Source organism: Geofilum rubicundum JCM 15548 (assembly GCF_000974365.1).
GTDB classification, from domain to species: domain Bacteria; phylum Bacteroidota; class Bacteroidia; order Bacteroidales; family Marinilabiliaceae; genus Geofilum; species Geofilum rubicundum.
Window position 1 is genome coordinate 47,951 of record NZ_BAZW01000005.1, and the last position, 16,889, is coordinate 64,839.

The 16,889-nt window shown below is 47.0% G+C and carries 12 protein-coding genes; 9 read left to right on the forward strand and 3 right to left on the reverse strand.

Features of this window, described 5'->3' with window-relative positions:
• The first annotated feature begins 54 nt into the window (after positions 1-54).
• From JCM15548_RS20960 to JCM15548_RS22995, 6 genes are all read left to right on the forward strand, one after another.
• Complete coding sequence (locus JCM15548_RS20960; RefSeq protein WP_083984959.1) at positions 55-777, forward strand: family 43 glycosylhydrolase; 723 nt, start codon at positions 55-57, stop codon at positions 775-777.
• The gene (locus tag JCM15548_RS22985; RefSeq protein ID WP_262486881.1) at positions 741-1,760 is read left to right on the forward strand and encodes a carbohydrate-binding protein; all 1,020 of its coding nucleotides are present in this window, start codon (positions 741-743) and stop codon (positions 1,758-1,760) included. Before JCM15548_RS20960 ends, JCM15548_RS22985 begins: the two co-directional genes overlap by 37 nt.
• Entirely contained in the window at positions 1,757-3,970 is a 2,214-nt protein-coding gene (locus JCM15548_RS04115) for a glycoside hydrolase family 3 C-terminal domain-containing protein (protein ID WP_227625453.1), read from the forward strand. Before JCM15548_RS22985 ends, JCM15548_RS04115 begins: the two co-directional genes overlap by 4 nt.
• 59 nt (positions 3,971-4,029) lie before the next feature.
• Positions 4,030-5,187 (forward strand): alpha/beta hydrolase-fold protein, encoded by a 1,158-nt coding sequence (locus tag JCM15548_RS04120; RefSeq protein ID WP_062122566.1) that lies wholly within the window; start codon positions 4,030-4,032, stop codon positions 5,185-5,187.
• 78 nt (positions 5,188-5,265) lie between these two features.
• Positions 5,266-6,018 (forward strand): glycoside hydrolase 43 family protein, encoded by a 753-nt coding sequence (locus JCM15548_RS22990; protein WP_227625454.1) that lies wholly within the window; start codon positions 5,266-5,268, stop codon positions 6,016-6,018.
• The gene (locus tag JCM15548_RS22995) at positions 6,008-6,841 is read left to right on the forward strand and encodes a beta-xylosidase family glycoside hydrolase (protein WP_227625455.1); all 834 of its coding nucleotides are present in this window, start codon (positions 6,008-6,010) and stop codon (positions 6,839-6,841) included. Before JCM15548_RS22990 ends, JCM15548_RS22995 begins: the two co-directional genes overlap by 11 nt.
• Positions 6,842-6,903: 62 nt before the next feature.
• On the opposite strand, the gene JCM15548_RS04130 is transcribed toward JCM15548_RS22995, so the two are convergent.
• From JCM15548_RS04130 to JCM15548_RS04140, 3 genes are all read right to left on the reverse strand, one after another.
• Positions 6,904-8,292 (reverse strand): 3-keto-disaccharide hydrolase, encoded by a 1,389-nt coding sequence (locus JCM15548_RS04130; protein ID WP_062122567.1) that lies wholly within the window; start codon positions 8,290-8,292, stop codon positions 6,904-6,906.
• Between the two features lie 103 nt (positions 8,293-8,395).
• Positions 8,396-11,542 carry an ATP-binding protein gene (locus JCM15548_RS04135; protein WP_062122569.1) on the reverse strand — a complete coding sequence of 1,049 codons (3,147 nt, stop codon included), beginning with the start codon at positions 11,540-11,542 and terminating at the stop codon, positions 8,396-8,398.
• On the reverse strand, positions 11,521-12,417 hold the full coding sequence (locus JCM15548_RS04140) for an ATP-binding protein (RefSeq protein WP_062122571.1): 897 nt from the start codon (positions 12,415-12,417) through the stop codon (positions 11,521-11,523). The genes JCM15548_RS04135 and JCM15548_RS04140 overlap by 22 nt, the downstream gene beginning before the upstream one ends.
• 245 nt (positions 12,418-12,662) lie before the next feature.
• Between JCM15548_RS04140 and JCM15548_RS04145 the strand changes: the two genes are divergently transcribed.
• From JCM15548_RS04145 to JCM15548_RS26135, 3 genes are read left to right on the forward strand one after another with little or no spacing between them, the layout of a single operon-like run.
• Entirely contained in the window at positions 12,663-16,016 is a 3,354-nt protein-coding gene (locus JCM15548_RS04145) for a sensor histidine kinase (RefSeq protein WP_162198170.1), read from the forward strand.
• Positions 15,938-16,681 carry a response regulator transcription factor gene (locus JCM15548_RS04150; protein ID WP_083984960.1) on the forward strand — a complete coding sequence of 248 codons (744 nt, stop codon included), beginning with the start codon at positions 15,938-15,940 and terminating at the stop codon, positions 16,679-16,681. The genes JCM15548_RS04145 and JCM15548_RS04150 overlap by 79 nt, the downstream gene beginning before the upstream one ends.
• A complete protein-coding gene (locus JCM15548_RS26135; protein WP_157482420.1) occupies positions 16,681-16,764 on the forward strand; it encodes an AraC family transcriptional regulator in 84 nt (27 codons plus the stop codon). The genes JCM15548_RS04150 and JCM15548_RS26135 overlap by 1 nt, the downstream gene beginning before the upstream one ends.
• The last annotated feature ends 125 nt before the right edge of the window (positions 16,765-16,889 follow it).

Genomic DNA, 16,889 nt, shown 5'->3' on the forward strand with positions numbered 1-16,889 from the left:
GAAAATAATTAGGAAGTAAAAATTGAATAGAAAAAATCTTTAAATACGACAATCATGTTATTAAGAATATTTATTACGCTGTTGGTTTTCCTGGGTGTGACTGGTATTAACGCTCAGAATCCCATTGTGCAGACCTATTTCACGGCCGACCCGGCCCCCATGGTTTACAATGACACGGTTTATATGTATACCACCCATGATGAGGACGAGACCGTTGACAATTTTTTTACCATGTACAACTGGCGGGCCTATTCCTCAGTGGATATGGTGAACTGGACCGACCATGGGGTGGTGGCCTCACTCAAAGACTTTGCCTGGAGCGACAAAACAAATGGCGCCTGGGCGCCCCAGGCCATTGAGCGCAATGGCCAGTTTTACCTTTACTGTCCCATTCACGGGGATGGCGTGGCCGTGCTTGTGGCGGATTCACCCACTGGTCCGTTCAGAGATCCGCTGGGTAAACGACTGATTGATGACACGGCGGATATTTGGCATGATATAGATCCTACCGTCTTTGTGGATGACGATGGCCAAGCCTATTTGTTTTGGGGCAACCCCAGCATCTACTATGTAAAACTGAATGAGGACATGATTTCGTACGACCGCAGCATTGGCCAAAAGGGCATTTTTGCCCTGGATATGACCCCTGAGCCTTTGGCTCTCAGGAAGGGCGCGATGGCACTATCCGGTCCAACTACACAGAAGGCCCATGGGTTTATAAACGCAAGGATCTCTACTATTTGGTTTATGCAGCAGCGGGTATTCCCGAGTACATAGCCTACTCTACGGCTCCGACTATTGAAGGCCCGTGGACTTACCAAGGGTATATCATGGAAAGGGCTCCTCATTTGGCCTTTACCAATCATCCCGGCATCATCGATTACAAAGGCAAGGCCTATTTCTTTTACCACACCCATGCATTGTCGGGAGGCGAAGGCTTTAAGCGCTCGGTCAGTCTGGAACAGTTCGAGTACAATGCCGATGGCACCATACCCATGCTATTGCCCACTCAAGAAGGAGTAAAGGAAAGCGTGGCCGCTTTAAATCCTTATAAAAGAGTAGAAGCCGAAACCATTGCCTGGTCGGAAGGCTTGAAAACCAAGTCGGACCACGAGGTGGGCATTTATGTGACCCATATCCAAAACGGCGATTTCCTCAAAGTCAGAAGTGTTGATTTTGGCCAGGGTGCCAGGCGTTTTTCGGCCAGTGTGGCGTCGGTCTCAAAAGGGGGAAGTATCGAAATCCGCCTGGGAGCTGTTGACGGAACCTTGTTGGGTGTTTGCGAAGTGGAGAACACCGGCGGTTGGCAGAACTGGAAAACGGTATCCTCCAAAATAAAGAAAACAAAGGGCGTGCACGATGTGTATCTGGTATTCAAAGGTAGCGAGGACCAGCTGTTTAATTTTGACTGGTGGCAGTTTGTTGATGCGCAATCATTCCCGTTTCAAAACCCGGATCTTAGCTCCGAAGAGCGGGCCAAAGATCTGATTTCCAGATTGACGGTGGAAGAAAAAGCGGCCTTGCTGTGTGACCAGAGTGAGGCCATTCCCCGCTTAGGGATTGACCGGTTTAACTGGTGGAGTGAAGCCTTACATGGTTATGCCAATAACGATGATGTGACGGTATTTCCCCAACCCATTGGAATGGCAGCTTCTTTCAATGATGAGTTGCTCTTTCGTATTTTTGATGCCACCTCAGATGAGGCCAGAGCCTTATACCACGAATCCCAGCGAAGAGGCGAAGAGAACAGACGTTTTTGAGCCTCTCGGTATGGACACCCAATGTGAATATTTTCCGGGATCCACGCTGGGGGCGTGGACAAGAGACCTATGGTGAAGATCCCTACCTGATGCAGCGCATGGGCGTGCAGGTGGTCAAGGGGCTGCAAGGGCCTGAGGATACCAAATATCGTAAGTTGCTGGCTTGTGCCAAGCATTACGCGGTGCATTCCGGACCCGAATGGAGCCGCCACGAGCTGAATCTCAACAATGTGAGTCCGCGCGAATTCTATGAGACTTATATGCCTGCCTTTAAATCGCTGGTGCAGGAGGCCGATGTCCGCCAGGTGATGTGCGCTTACCAACGGCTCGATGACGAGCCCTGTTGTAGCAACACCCGGCTGCTGCAACGTATTTTGCGTGAGGAGTGGGGCTACGAGTACCTGGTGGTGGCCGACTGTGGCGCCATAACGGACTTTCACACCACGCATAATATTTCTTCTACCCCTGTGCATGCTGCGGCTACCGGATTATTGGCGGGGACCGATTTGGAATGTATTTGGGACAATTACCATTATAAAATGCTGCCCGAGGCCATTGAAAAGGACCTGATCAAGGAAGAAGATGTCGATCGCAGTCTGCTGCGTGTGTTAATTGGTCGCTTTGATTTGGGCGAAATGGACGATGAGGCCATCGTGCCATGGGCGCAAATCCCTATGTCTATCGTCAACAATGAGGAGCACCGACAACTGGCCTACCAAATGGCTCAGGAATCCATGACTTTGCTTTATAATAAGGACAACATCCTTCCTTTGAATAAAACATTGGTCGAAAAAATAGCTGTCATCGGACCCAATGCCGACGACGAGGAGGTGCTTTGGGGCAATTACAATGGTACGCCGGTGCGCACCATTACCATTTTGGATGGCATCGAATCAAAAATTTCCTCTGATAAAATTTTCTACGATAAGGCGGTGGACCTGATTGATGATAAAGTAACGATCAGTTACTTTTCCAAGGGTTCTGTGGATGGGAAGCGAGGCTTTAAAGCGACTTATTGGAACCATCCCGACTTTGAAGGGGAACCCGTGGCCATGCAGCAATTGACCAATGCTGTAAAGCAGACTGCTGCCGGCCAACATGAGTTTGCTCCGGGGGTGCGTTTGGAAGATTTCTCTGCCAAATATGAAACAGAATTTACCGCTGAGGTGACGGAAGAGCTGGTGTTTAAAGGCGGGGTCACCGGCTTTTTTGAATTTAAAGTGAATGGCGAAGTCCTGGAGACCTACACCAATTGGCGGACTTTGCCGACCAGGATCCCTTTCACGGTGGAAGCCGGTAAAAGCTACCAAATAGAGATTCGCTATGCGCAGCGTGAAAACTGGCAGGCCAATGTTGAACTGGATTTTGGTCGCGAAGAAAACGTGGATTATGCCACCCTTATTAAAAGACTGGAAGGCATTGAAATGGTTGTTTTTGTGGGTGGGCTATCGGGTCATCTCGAGGGTGAAGAAATGCCGGTTTCTTTCCCGGGCTTCAAGGGGGGCGACCGCACCAACATTGACTTGCCATCCGTTCAGGTGGCTTATCTAAAGGCCTTGAAGGATGCTGGTAAAAAGGTTGTTTTTGTTAATTGTTCCGGTTCTGCCATTGGGTTTGGACCAGTGATGGATTATACAGATGCTATTCTACAGGCATGGTACGGCGGTGAATCTGGTGGACAAGCCGTGGCCGATGTGCTTTTTGGGGATTACAATCCATCGGGTAAACTGCCCGTTACCTTCTATGCCAATTCCGATAAGCTGGGTGATATTGAAGATTATTCGATGAAGGGGAAGACGTATCGGTACACGACTGAGCATCTGTTTCCCTTTGGTTTTGGTTTGAGCTACACCGACTTTGAAGTCGGCAAGGCTCAACTCAGTCAAACAACCAAGAAGGTGGATGAAGCCATCAACATCAGCATCCCGGTGAAAAATACCGGTCAGCGCGATGGTGTTGAACTGGTACAGGTTTATGTACGTAAGATTGGCGACACGGACGGTCCTCTGAAAACCCTTCGTGGTTTTCAAAAAGTGGAAGTGGCTGCGGGAATGACTGTTCAGGCCAGCATCGATTTACCACCCTCTTCGTTTGAGTTTTACGACTGGGACCAACGAAAAATGGCCATTGTCCCGGGTGATTATGACGTTTTCTATGGTAACAGCTCTGATGAGAAAGATTTGAAGCATCTTACAGTAACCATTCATTAACCGTATTATTCAGGAACTCAGGTTCCCTTTTTATGTCCTAACTTATAATGACTTGAATTATGAAAAATGTAGTAAAGTTGATGTTTTCCTTTCTGGTTCTTATCTCTTTCATGGCCAACGGTCAAAATGCACCGGCTTTTCCCGAGGGTACCTTACCCAATGAGTACAATATAATTGGTGCCGATTATCCCCGGGTGGGGGAGGATGGGCGTACCTACTTCAAAGTATTTGCGCCTGATGCCCAGAAGGTGGAAATCAGCTTTCGGGGTGAGATGGAAAAGGGAGACGACGGATTTTGGACCCTTATCTCTGATGAGCCTGAAGTCATTGGTTTTCATTATTATCAGATTATCATCGATGACGTGAGTGTGGCCGATCCCCATGGGAAACCCTTTTTTGGCATGGGTAAATGGGTCAGTGGTATTGAAATTCCTGAAAAGGGGGGTGATTACTATAAACCCAAGCAGGGAGTTCCGCACGGCCTGGTCAGTGAAAGCTGGTACTACTCTGAGGTCCGTCAGGAATGGCGGCGCTGCTTTGTGTACACGCCTCCCGGATACGATAAGGAATCAGACAAAAGCTACCCGGTATTGTATCTTCAGCATGGCATGGGTGAAAATGAAACCAGCTGGTCCAATCAGGGAAAGATGAATTTTATTATGGACAATCTGATAGCAGAAGGAAAGGTTACTCCCATGATCGTTGTAATGGACAACGGCAATATTGAGGTCTTACGCGCTGCACCGGGCGAAGATATGAATGAGGTCAGAAGAAAATTTGGCGCCGACTTTTCCGCGATTTTACTGGAGGAGATCATTCCTCATATTGAAGCGAACTTCAGGGTGTTGACCGACCGTGAAAACCGGGCCATGGCGGGACTATCATGGGGAGGCTTGCAGACCTTCAATATAACCCTCAACAACCTTGATAAATTTTCTTATATTGGAGGTTTCAGTGGTGCCGGCCGTATTGATCTGAACAATCTGGATGCAGCATACAATGGCGTTTTTAGCGATTCAGCCGCTTTCAATGAAAAGGTGAAGGTCTTTTTTCTGGGCGTTGGGTCTGAAGAAAATCCGGAGCGCACAAAAAGTTTAAGTGACGGACTAAAGAAGGCCGGCATTGATAACATCTATTACGAATCACCGGGAACTGCTCATGAGTTCCTTACCTGGCGCAGATGTCTGAAGGAGTTTGCACCCCTGCTTTTTAAATAAAAGCTTTTGCGCTAACTATTAAAGAGATCCGTCTCGGATTTCGAAATCAAGCGTTTGGAACTTAAAAATTATATACGAATGAAGCATCTTATCTTTTTTACGGTACTTTTAGCGGTTACGGGTGTCACGCTCAATGCTCAATCAAAAGAAGCAATGACACACAACCCACTTATTTATTCGGATGTGCCGGATATTGCCCTGGTGCGGGTGGGGGATACCTACTATATGAGCAGTACCACCATGCACATGAGTCCGGGATTGCCCATTATGAAGTCCACCGACCTGGTGAACTGGGAACTGGTGAGTTATGCCTATGATACTCTGACTGATAATGAGAAGTTGCGGCTTGAAAATGGGCAAAATGCCTACGGCGCTGGCTCCTGGGCCAGCAGTATCCGCTACCATAACGATGTGTTCTATGTAACTACATTCTCATCTACATCGGGAAAAACGCATGTTTACACCACCAGGGATATCGAAAATGGTCCCTGGACAGCCTCTGAGTTTTCGCCGATGTTGCACGACCATACCTTGTTTTTTGATGACGATGGACGGGTTTATATGTTGTATGGAGGCGGGGATATTCGCCTGGTGGAGCTGAAGGCCGATCTTTCTGGTATAATGCCGGGGAGCGAAGATCGGGTGATTATCGAAAATGCCGGAGCTGTGGCTGCTGAAAAGTTGATGCTGCACGCCGAAGGTTCTCAGTTGGTTAAGCACAAGGTCGGTACTACTTATTTAATATCACCTGGCCGGAGAACGATATGCGGACGGTTATTGTGCACCGTGCCGATCATATTACAGGTCCCTACGAAGCCGTGTGGCCCTTAAAGACAGGGGTATCGCTCAGGGAAGTATCATTGATACACCTGAAGGCGATTGGTATGCCTATCTGTTCAGGGATTATGGATCGCTGGGTCGCATCCCCTATCTGGTACCCATGGTGTGGGAAGACGGATGGCCGGTGTTAGGAGTGGACGGAAAGGTGCCCGATCATCTCGATTTGCCTGCGAATAAGCGCGACTGGTCGGGCATTGTGACCTCGGATGAGTTCAAAAGAAAAAAGGGCGACCACGCACTGCCCCTGGCGTGGCAGTGGAACCACAATCCGGATGATCGCTTCTGGTCGCTTAATCAACGCAAGGGTTATCTTCGCCTGACAACCGGCAGGGTAGATACCGATGTTTTACAGTCGCGAAACATGCTTACGCAACGTACCATGGGGCCGACCAGCTCTGCGACTACCAAGATGGATGTGAGTCAAATGAAAGATGGTGATTATGCTGGTTTTATAGCCCTTCAAAAGAAATATGGCTATGTTGGGGTGAAGATGGAAAATGGCCAAAAAACGATTGTTATGGTTAGCGCAGAGTCTGATGAGCCGGTTGTTTTGGCTGAACTGCCTTTGACTAAGAAGAAGGTTTATTTCAAGATCGATGGCGACTTCAAAGAGCGCACCGACAAGGCTTATTTTTTCTACAGTCTCAATGGCCAGGAGTGGACACGCCTAGGAGAGCCCCTTCAAATGGCCTACACCTTGCCCCACTTTATGGGCTATCGCTATGGCCTTTTTAATTATGCCACGGAAAGCACCGGGGGCTTTGTTGATTTTGATTATTTCCGAATTTCTCCTGAAATAGAGGAGGTGCCGTAGTTGATGATAATCCGGTCAGCCCAGTTGCTGAGGGTAACCGGGCTGATCGGATTATGTTTTACTTACCGGAGTTCCTTTATCTTAATGTTTTTGAACGTCACTTCATTGCCATGATCCTGCAGGAGAATACGCCCGCTTGTCTGGTTGCCAAAGTTGGGCCAGGTGCTGTATTTGCTGTAGGCTACCAAAGCATTCCATTGCTGTGTGTCCCGCTCATATTCAACCACTTTAATTCCGTTTAGATAATGCTGAACCAGCTTGCCTTTTACCACTATTCGAGCCCGGTTCCATTGTTCATAGCCATTCACATATTTCTCACGAGGCAGGTGTGGATTAAATTCAAGTCCGTTGGCCCGAATCAAATCATATAAGGAGCCCATGGTTCGGTTGCCGTTGACCCCTCTTTTGGCGTCCGGATGAAACCGGTCGTCCAATATCTGAAATTCGCATCCGATAGAAGATCCGGCCCCCTGATTCATTTCTGTATCCACAAAGTATTTGATACCACTATTGGCGCCTTTGGTCATACTGAAATCCACTTCCAGTATGAAGTTTTGGTAGTTTTTTTCCGTCACAATGTCGCCGCCGTTGGTCGATTCGCCACCGCTGGCTTCATGGACTTTGAGTATTCCGTTATGGATACTCCAGCCACTTTCAGGGAAATGATCCAGTCTGGCACCCCGCCAACCATTGGTTGTTTGTCCATCCCACAGCAATTGCCAGCCATCTGCTATTTCTGCTTCGGTCAGTTGATTTTTGAGATAGCTGACCTCAGGCGCTCCCCTATTTTTGAAGGGCTCAAAATCAGCAGACGTCATCTCCTTGATACGAATGTTTTTCCATCGTATTTTTTTGTTGGCTTGTTTTTCATTGCCGATACTGTGTACCTGCAGGGCAATAAATCCGGTCTCCACCGCTTCTTCCACCAAATTGGCCGCCGGAACCCCATTCACCCAGGTCATGATATGGTTTTCCCAGGCTACCACTTTAAAGGTATTCCATTCACCTTTTTTGAATGCAGAACGGGCTGGCTCGTTGTATTCCAGAGGATATCGCCATCCTTTTCGTGCTTCATCAAAAATGCCACCTGCCCAACCACGCTTCGTGTCCTCACACTCAATTTGTGGTCCGTGAACCCTGCCATCATTGTATTCTTTGGTGCTGTGACTACGAATTTGAACGCCAGAGTTAAGTCCCTCATCCATTTTTATCTCGTATTCCAATATGAAATTGGTGTATTTCTTTTTGGTCGCCAGAAAGGTGTTTGGTGAGTTTAGAATGGAGGTGCCGACAATGGTTCCGTCTTCTGCCTCAAAAGGGGCACTGCCGTTCAATACTTCCCAACCTTCAAGATCCTCACCATTGAAGAGTTGAACCCAACCACTTTGACTGCTAGCAACCGGAATAAACATCATTAATATTAAAGGAACAAGAAATAGTTTGGCTTTCATAACTGATATCTTTTAAAGTTTTAGAAGGTCGAATTTAAATATAAATCCCTATTTTTCTGTTGTATTTGTTATTATAATAAATGGGTAAGGGTATTTTCTATTATCATGGATTCCCGTGTTTTTGTTTTTTTGGAATGCTGAAGAAAAAGGCAGATCCCACCTCCTCCTGGCTTTCTACCCATATTTTTCCGCCATGTTTTGTTACAAAATCTTTGCAGAGATTTAGCCCCAGGCCGGTCCCTGCCTCATTTTGCGTGCCGGGGGTTGAATGATAATCTTCAACCTGAAAAAGATTTTTAGCTATTTCAGGGGGCATACCTACACCGGCGTCTTTGATACATACTTCAACCGAATCAGCGGTGTATCGGGCTGTTAACCGTATTTCTCCGCCCGGATGGCTGAATTTAATTGCATTGGAGACCAGGTTGCGTAATATGGTGCTGACCATGGACGGGTCGGCATATAAATCCAGTTGTTCCGGGAGTTGATTCACGAGTCGGATTTGTTTCTTTTGGGCCGCTTCCATGTACAACATTTCAATTTCCATCATTAAATCTGAGAGGTTGAAATGGATGGGTTGAAACTCTAAGCCCCCTCTTTGTTGATTGGACCATTCAAAGAGGTTCATCAACAAGTCCATATATTTTTCAGAACTGTCGTTGATGATATCGGCGTATTTTTTTACTTTCTCCAAATTATTGTCCTGAGCCTTTTCAGCCAGCATTCTGCTGAATCCCAGAATGGCATTGAAGGGACTTTTTAAATCGTGGCTGATAATGGAAAAGAATTTGTCTTTCTGGGCATTCAGTTGCTCCAACTCCTTGTTTTTGAGAATGATTTCTTCTTCAGCCTTTTTTCGGATGGTAATCTCGCGCCTTAAACGGGTGGTGGCCTCTGCTAATTCTCTGGCCTGATTCATGGCCTTATCGCCCAGAATGGATTTTTCCATGTGGGCTACAAAGTCCCGCACCTGATTCATTTGATGATCTATTATTTGATGAATCAAAGGTTCTCGTTGGGCGTCACAGGCAAGATGGTCATCCGCCCAGGCTGAATTGGTGCTTGTGAGCGTTTGGTAGAGAAATTTTTTATACGCGGCCTCCATGGCATCCGTCTTGGCAGTGGCGCCCCACTGTTTGTAATGGAAATAGGCTTGCTTCCAACAGTGGTAGGCTAAATGACTGTTGTCTGCATGGATCCAGAAATTGTATAATCGTTCATATATAATACCTTCCCATTGCGTAAATCCGTTTTTGTGGGCATCCTCACAGGCTTTTGAATAGAGGTCTATGGCGACCAAAGGGTGACCTTCAATTCTCTCTGTTTCGGCACTTGCCAACAGGTACTTATGTTTGAAATTTTCCGGTGAACTATGGGCCCATGTTTTTAAGAGCTTGTTCATTCGGTGGATCTCAGCTAACCAGACAAGTTGTGTTTCAGGAGCTTGCTGCGGATACAATGCGGTCATCACAAGTAACTTGGTTGAAACATATTCCGGCCACGGTAATAAGCCTTGTGTACCCACTGAATAAAGAATGGGGTCAATTTCGCGGGTCAGTGTTAAAGCTTCATCGTATTGATTAAACAGATAGTGACCAAAGGTCTTTAATATTTTATAAATACAGGTGACCTGAATGTTTTGGTGAGCGGCCACCTCGGACAAATAGTCCCCATCGTTCCCAAATAAGCTATTTTCAACCACCGGTGTTTTGCCCGAAAGGGCAGCGAATACGCTCAAGCCGCCATTGAATAAATCAATGGCCCATTGGTTGTGTCGGGTTTTGCTGAAATTGAGTGATTGCCCGGTTTCCATCATCAGGGTTTCCAGATTTACACCCTGATAGAACCTGCAATACATGTTATGTCCGAAGGCATAGGCGGCATACTGTAGGTTGCCGGAGCGCAGGCCTGTTTCGTAGGCATCCGTATAGTCATTGGAGCCATATTTCATGTGTCTGAACCAATGCCGGATGGAACTGCCAACCATCAGGTAATAAACACTCTGGTCGGTAGGAGACGTGAATTGTTCTTTCATGATGCGTTCAGCGACCTCGCTGAACGCTTTGGCCAGCTCATAGTCCTTATTCACCCATCCCACCAGGCCGCCAAAAGCGGTGTGACTATAGCCAATTTGTGGAATGTTGCCATGTTCAATGGTATATTTGACCACCAGTGGCACTATTACACTCCATAATTTTTGATGAGACCGGTAACAGGGCGGGCCCATGGTGATGAGCAGGCTGCAAATCATCAGCATCTCCGGGTCGCTCATCTTTGGCAGATCGCCCAACGAAGCCACTGTTTGGGTGGTCAGTAGTTGGCGTACCTCGGCAATTTCCTTATCCCGCGCCGCATCAAAATCTTTTTCAGGCAAAATGACACCCAATTCCTTCAAGGCCAACTGACCGGCATGGATGGCATCGGGGTATCTGGCCTGCAGCGTGTATTGAGTGATGAGGATGTTGTAAACTTCTGCCTTTTCTAAGGCATTCACTGAATGCTTAAGGGCTTCGCCAATGATTTCTTCCCCAGATTCCTGATGGTCCTCAATAAACTCACACCGGGCGCTGTCTTTCAAAAATCCGATGTAGAACTGGTGATGCTGGCCTGACAAAAATTCCTCCAGGTGGAAAAACCCGATGAGCTGTTCGGTCTTTCTATAGTATTGAAGGGCGGTATTATAGGCTGCAGCCGCAAAGGCCTTGCGGGCTACTTTGACATTAAGTTCAATCAGTTTAACTTGCTCATCCATGCCGGTTGTCAATTCAAAGGCCGCATTCATCAGGTTGGCTACTTCAAATAAGTTGGCATTGAGTTGCTTTTCCGGAAGCTGGGTGAGCATGAGTTGCCCTATTTGACGAAAAATAGGCGTTTGTTCCCGGTCATCAATCAACGAAAAGGCCGCCTGTTGTAATTTATCGTGTTGGAATATATAAGAAGTAGTAGGCGACCCATTCTTGAATTCCGGTCTTTCTATCTGTTCTGTTAATGGTTTAATGATGTCTTTAACTTCCTGCGAGGACAAAAACTGTTGACATTCCTGAAGTGATTTTTTGCTGGCGATACTAAATATTTCTAGGTCAAATCTGTTACCCAGACAAGCGGCATAGAATAATAATTGCTTGGTGGTGTCCGGGGTGTTTTTGAGTTGGGTGACAAATAGGGCTACCACATCTTCAGGGATTTGTATTTTGTGTTCACCCGCTTCTGTCCATTCCCAGCGCTTGTTCACTTCATTAAGCCAAAGCATCTTACAAGCTGAAAGATAATGCAGGCTGATTTAATAAAAAAAGGATTGCCCTTTGTCTTTTCGTGAATAATCTGGGCCAACTCCTCTAAACGATAGGCCTCCGGAAGAAGTGTTTCTTTTAAAAAATGATAAACATTCTGATGGTTTAAGTTCTGTACCTCTATTCTTTTGAAGGGGATCTCATTCAGCTGCAGTTCGTTAAGGGTCGTTGTTAATGGATGATGGATGTCCACCTCATTCTGACGGTAGGCTACAATAAGCATCAGGTAGCGCAGTTCAGTACCTACCTGCAAATTTTTGAGCAGTTCTATGGAAGCCATGTCGGCCCACTGCCAGTCGTCGATGAACAATACAAGCGGATGTTCTGGTAGCGAAATGGCTCTTATCAGTCTGTGAAATAAAGCATAGAAACGGTGACGCGCTTCCTGGGGGCTAACCACAGCCAACTCAGGCTGCTTTCCCAATAGTTTTTCAAAATCGGGCACCAGATCCGTTAAGACCTGTCCCAGCGCACCCACCGCCTTTTGTATGAGATGCGTAAATTTGTCCCTAATGAGCTGGTCTTCTGTATACAGCGAATGGTAAAAACTCACCAGTGCCTGGCGAAAGGCAAAATAGGGAATGTCCTTTTGGTATTGCTCAAACTTACCGCTAATAAAAAAACCATTGTTGATTTTTACAGGTCTTTTCAGCGTTTGAATGAGCGCGGTTTTCCCAGCACCTGAAACACCAGGAACGGCCAGCACCAGTCCTTCCCCTTTACCAACCCCATTAAACAAACGTATGATTTGGGCTCTTTCAATATTCCTGCCATATAGTTTGTTGGTGATGGTCAGTTTACTGATCTCCGTTTCGCGTTTCTCGTCCTCGGCCATGCGTGGTTGTTTTATAAACTTTTTTCCAACGCACTAAGATAATAAAATATTGATCAGGAAAGGGGTAGTTATCCCCTCCTTAAACAAAGATTCCTGAGCTTAAGCCAATTATTTTAATATCCTTATATTTGCCTATGGTTCGATAAATTACGACAGGATGGTCTGTCGGTGTCTGCATTGTAAAAACTTATATGGTCATGATGAGGTTGGTGCTTGCGGTTTTTTTTTCTATAGTGTTAAGCACAATGGCGGCTCAATCACCCGTTACATTTGAACGTTATTCAACGCTTCAGGGACTGCCACAAAACTCGATATTTAGTATTGCTCAGGATGCCAGTGGTTTTATATGGCTGGCTACTTACAATGGTCTATCGCGCTTCGATGGTTTGGAGTTTCTTTCTTACCAGCCGGATCATGGCAATCCGGGAGGGATCAGTTCCAATATCACGGTAACGCTGGTGGCCGATGCCCGGCACCACCTTTGGATTGGCACTACCGGCAGCGGTTTGGCCGAATTTGATACGCGCACCCTGTTGTTTGAGAATTACCAATCCGTCAACGGAAAGACGGACTTGCTCTCAGGGAATGATGTGAATGCCATCCTCCCTTTGCAACAAGGGATATGGGTCGGCACCACGGTCGGTCTGAGCGTATTGAATCCGGAAAGTCTTCGCTTTACCAATTTCTCATCAAAAGACGGCTTAAGAGGAAACAATGTGTTGTCGCTGCTGGATAACGGCGGAGGGGAGGTTTGGGTGTCCACTTCCAATGGGGTGCAATTGGTTTCTCTGGCAGAAGGAGGCCTGACTGAAAAGGCGGTGCTTTTGCCTGCTCAAACCGGTGGAGAAGTGCTTTCTTTGTTTCGGGATACGGAGGAACGTTTGTGGACGGTGAGTGCCCGTGAGGTGGCCTGTTTTGAATACCGGGAAAACACCCTGGTCAAAACCAGAAGTTTTTCTGATGCCTCCGCTTCACCTGCGATTCCGGCGGGTACCCTTTTCAATGTTATTTGTGAACGTGCTCCGGGGGAGTTTTGGGTAGGTACCCAAAACGGACTGGTGCGCTTGTTGGAAAAGAATCAGAACCTGATGGTCGATGGCTACTTTGTCAACCAGGTTTACGATGATAAAAGTTTGCCGGGCAATCATATCATCAGCCTTCTGGCGGATTCGGAGGGGGTTTTGTGGATTGGTACCGGATTTAACGGACTGGCCAAATATGACCCCTACAAGCAGCCGGTTATTCGCTATATGCAAACCCCCGGAAGTCAGAACACCCTTCACAGCAATGATATACGCTCGGTGAGTGAGGATGCGCAGGGTCATATTTGGGCTGGAAGTCGCAACCAGGGCCTCGATTACATCAATCCGCAAACAGGAAAAATAAGACATTATTTTGCTGATCCCGAGCAGGAAGGTAGTCTGCCGGATAACGGTGTTCGGGTACTCTATCTGGATAAGCAGGATCGGCTATGGGTTGGATACAGCAGGGGATTTGCTCAAATAGACATCAACTCTGGAAATGAGGTGGTTTTTCAGCCGGCTTTGGATGAAAAGGGTCAAATACTTTCTTTTCCGGAAACAATTTATACGCTTTTCGAGGATAGTAAGGACCGTTTTTGGGTGGGGACAACGGGTGGACTTGTTTTATACGACAGAGATACCGGGGAGGCGGAGTGGATCAGGAATTGGGATGCCCATCTTCCGTCGGGCCGCCAGGATTTCATTCGTTCCATTTGTGAGGATGACCAGGGCCACCTGTGGCTGGCCACAGATGGCGAAGGGGTTTACCGATTTAATCCTGAGACGAGGGCCATGAAAAGCCATCGTCAGGCATTTGGAGATTCTACCACCTTGTCTCACAATAAGGTTTACGTCGCTTTTAAAGACAAGGATGATCATATCTGGTTGGGGACACACAGTGGCTTAAACAGTTATAACCCGGAAACTGATCGCTTTTACCATTTCACGCAGGACGATGGCCTGAGCAACAACATTGTGTATGGCATTATGCAGGACCAGCGTGGCTTTTTGTGGCTGTCGACGGCCAACGGACTTTCACGCTTTGATCCCTCCTCCGGTACGTTTAAGATTTACCTCTCGGGTTTTGAGTTTTCTGATGACGCCTTCTCCATGAACGAGGAGGGAAAGATTTATGTGGGCGGTTTAAATGGCTTTTTTGCCTTTCATCCCGATAGTCTCAGGGAAAATCGTTTTGTGCCCCCGGTCCGGTTCACCCGTTTACGGTTGAACAATCGGATGGTTGAACCGGGTGAAGTCATTAACGACCGGGTCATCCTGCCTGTCTCCTTGCCGCATCTGGACGAATTGGTTCTACAACATGACGAGAATTTCTTCTCCGTAGAGTTTGCGGCACTATCTTACGCTTCACCACTACAAAATCGCTATTATTTTCGCCTGGATGGTTTGCACACCCAGTGGATTGAGGCCAGCCACGCTGAGCGCGTGGCCGTTTTCACCTCCCTGCCACCGGGCCGTTATGTGTTGCGTGTCAGAGGTTCAAATGCGGATGGCATTTGGGGCGCCGCCTCCTTACCCATATATATTCGTCCGGCCTTTTATCAAACAGGGTGGTTTAAAGCTTTAATCGTATTGATTTTTACCGGTATCATTTTTTTGTTGTCCCGGTTGCGGTTGCGGTCCTTAACCCGACAAAAAATAAGGCTTCAACAGACGGTGGATGAAAAGACGGATGCCTTGCAGAGGCAAAACCGACTGTTGGCAGAGCAACGGGATGAGATTGAGCGGCAAAGTCACCAGGTCATTGAAATGACGCGCATGGTGCATGAGGCCGATGAGCGGAAATTACGGTTTTTTACCGGAATTTCTCATGAAATCAGGACCCCGCTGACTTTGATTTTGGGTCCCTTGGAACAAATCATTGAAAAGAAACAATTCCCTGCATCCCTGGGACCGTCGTTGGAGCGCATTCACAGAAATGCGCAAGGCTTGCTCAAATTGGTATCTCAGCTACTGGATTTTCGAAAGATCGATTCTGGTATGATGCCTTTAGAGCCCTCCCGGGGTGATATATCAAAATTTATTCATGAGCAAGTGGAATTGTATGCCGAACTTTTTCATGAAAAAGACTTAAGAGTTAAGGTAGATACAAATATTCAAAAGTCAGATTGTTATTTTGATCATGACCTGGTAGGAAAGGTTTTTTCAAATATGCTGACCAATGCCATCAAATATTCGCCGGAGGATGGCCCTATTTCTATCTCTTTAAGTAGGGGTGATAAACAGGCTAAATCCTTTGTTCAACTTCGGGTTACAGATAGTGGCTCAGGGATACCCGCAGCTGAACAGTCCCGGATTTTCGAAAGGTTTTACAGGAGTAGAGAGGCCAGAAAGGGGCAGGGTAAGGGGGCAGGTATCGGACTGGCATTTTCCCGTGAATTGGCCCGTTTGCATGGGGGGATCTCCTGCTTGAGCATTCTGGTGAAAAAGGCAGTACTTTTGTGTTTCGCCTTCCCTTACAGGAAAAATTGGACGCTGAAATGGACGCTGAAATGGACCTGGATGGCCTGCAGATGGCGGATGAGCCTTGTATTAGCCGATCGGATCATGCTACCTTGAAGCGACATGCGTTTACCATCCTGGTTATTGAAGATAATCCCGATCTTAGGGGCTTCATCCGGGAGGGATTGGGTCATTTTAATGTAATTGAGGCGGCTGATGGTGAACAGGGCTTGTTGATGGTCGGGGAGCATCTGCCCGACTTGATTATATCCGATGTTTTAATGCCTGGTAAAAATGGATTTGAACTGTGTCGCATTGTTAAAGCCGAAGAAGCAACCAGTCACATTCCGGTATTGCTGCTGACAGCCCTTGGGGCTGTTGAGCATCAAAGAGCTGGTGTGGATTGTGGGGCAGATGATTATATGGTCAAGCCCTTTAATCTTAACATCCTGGTCGGTAAAGTAAGCAATATCCTTACCGCCCGGGCCCGTTACCGGGAAATGTTGCTCAAAGGGGTGAGCGAACCCGGTGATGAAAGTCGGGTGGTGAAAAACGCGTTCATTGAGCAGGCGGAGCAATTAATCCTGCGTCATTTGGCACAGACTGGTTTTGGTGTTGAAGATTTAGGCCGGGCCCTCCACATGAGCCGTTCTACGCTCTATCGGAAAATTTCTTCTTTTACAGGGGTATCTCCTGTGGAATTTGTCAGAAGGGTGCGCTTACGCAAGAGTTGTGAACTTTTGAAGCAAAGGCCTGATTTATCGATTGGAGAAGTGGCCTGATGGTCGGCTTTGAAGATGCCGACTATTACCGCCAATGCTTTAAAAAGGTTTACGACACAACACCCTCCGAATATACGAAGTAAAAGAGCTGTATTAGTAGTGTTTCATGATGGGTGAATCATTTGTCCCGTTTAATTGAATCAATTGTCGGGTTCGTTTACTGTCTTCAACAGGTATCTTGCATTCGCAATTTTTGGATCTGTATTTC

Bases quoted from the DNA above. Each gene is read 5' to 3' on its own strand.
- JCM15548_RS20960 (WP_083984959.1), top strand. From the start codon at position 55: ATGTTATTAAGAATATTTATTACGCTGTTGGTTTTCCTGGGTGTGACT.
- JCM15548_RS04120 (WP_062122566.1), top strand. From the start codon at position 4,030: ATGAAAAATGTAGTAAAGTTGATGTTTTCCTTTCTGGTTCTTATCTCT.
- JCM15548_RS22990 (WP_227625454.1), top strand. From the start codon at position 5,266: ATGAAGCATCTTATCTTTTTTACGGTACTTTTAGCGGTTACGGGTGTC.
- JCM15548_RS04130 (WP_062122567.1), bottom strand. From the start codon at position 8,292: ATGAAAGCCAAACTATTTCTTGTTCCTTTAATATTAATGATGTTTATT.
- JCM15548_RS04135 (WP_062122569.1), bottom strand. From the start codon at position 11,542: ATGCTTTGGCTTAATGAAGTGAACAAGCGCTGGGAATGGACAGAAGCG.
- JCM15548_RS04140 (WP_062122571.1), bottom strand. From the start codon at position 12,417: ATGGCCGAGGACGAGAAACGCGAAACGGAGATCAGTAAACTGACCATC.
- JCM15548_RS04145 (WP_162198170.1), top strand. From the start codon at position 12,663: ATGGCGGCTCAATCACCCGTTACATTTGAACGTTATTCAACGCTTCAG.
- JCM15548_RS04150 (WP_083984960.1), top strand. From the start codon at position 15,938: ATGGACGCTGAAATGGACCTGGATGGCCTGCAGATGGCGGATGAGCCT.
- JCM15548_RS26135 (WP_157482420.1), top strand. From the start codon at position 16,681: ATGGTCGGCTTTGAAGATGCCGACTATTACCGCCAATGCTTTAAAAAG.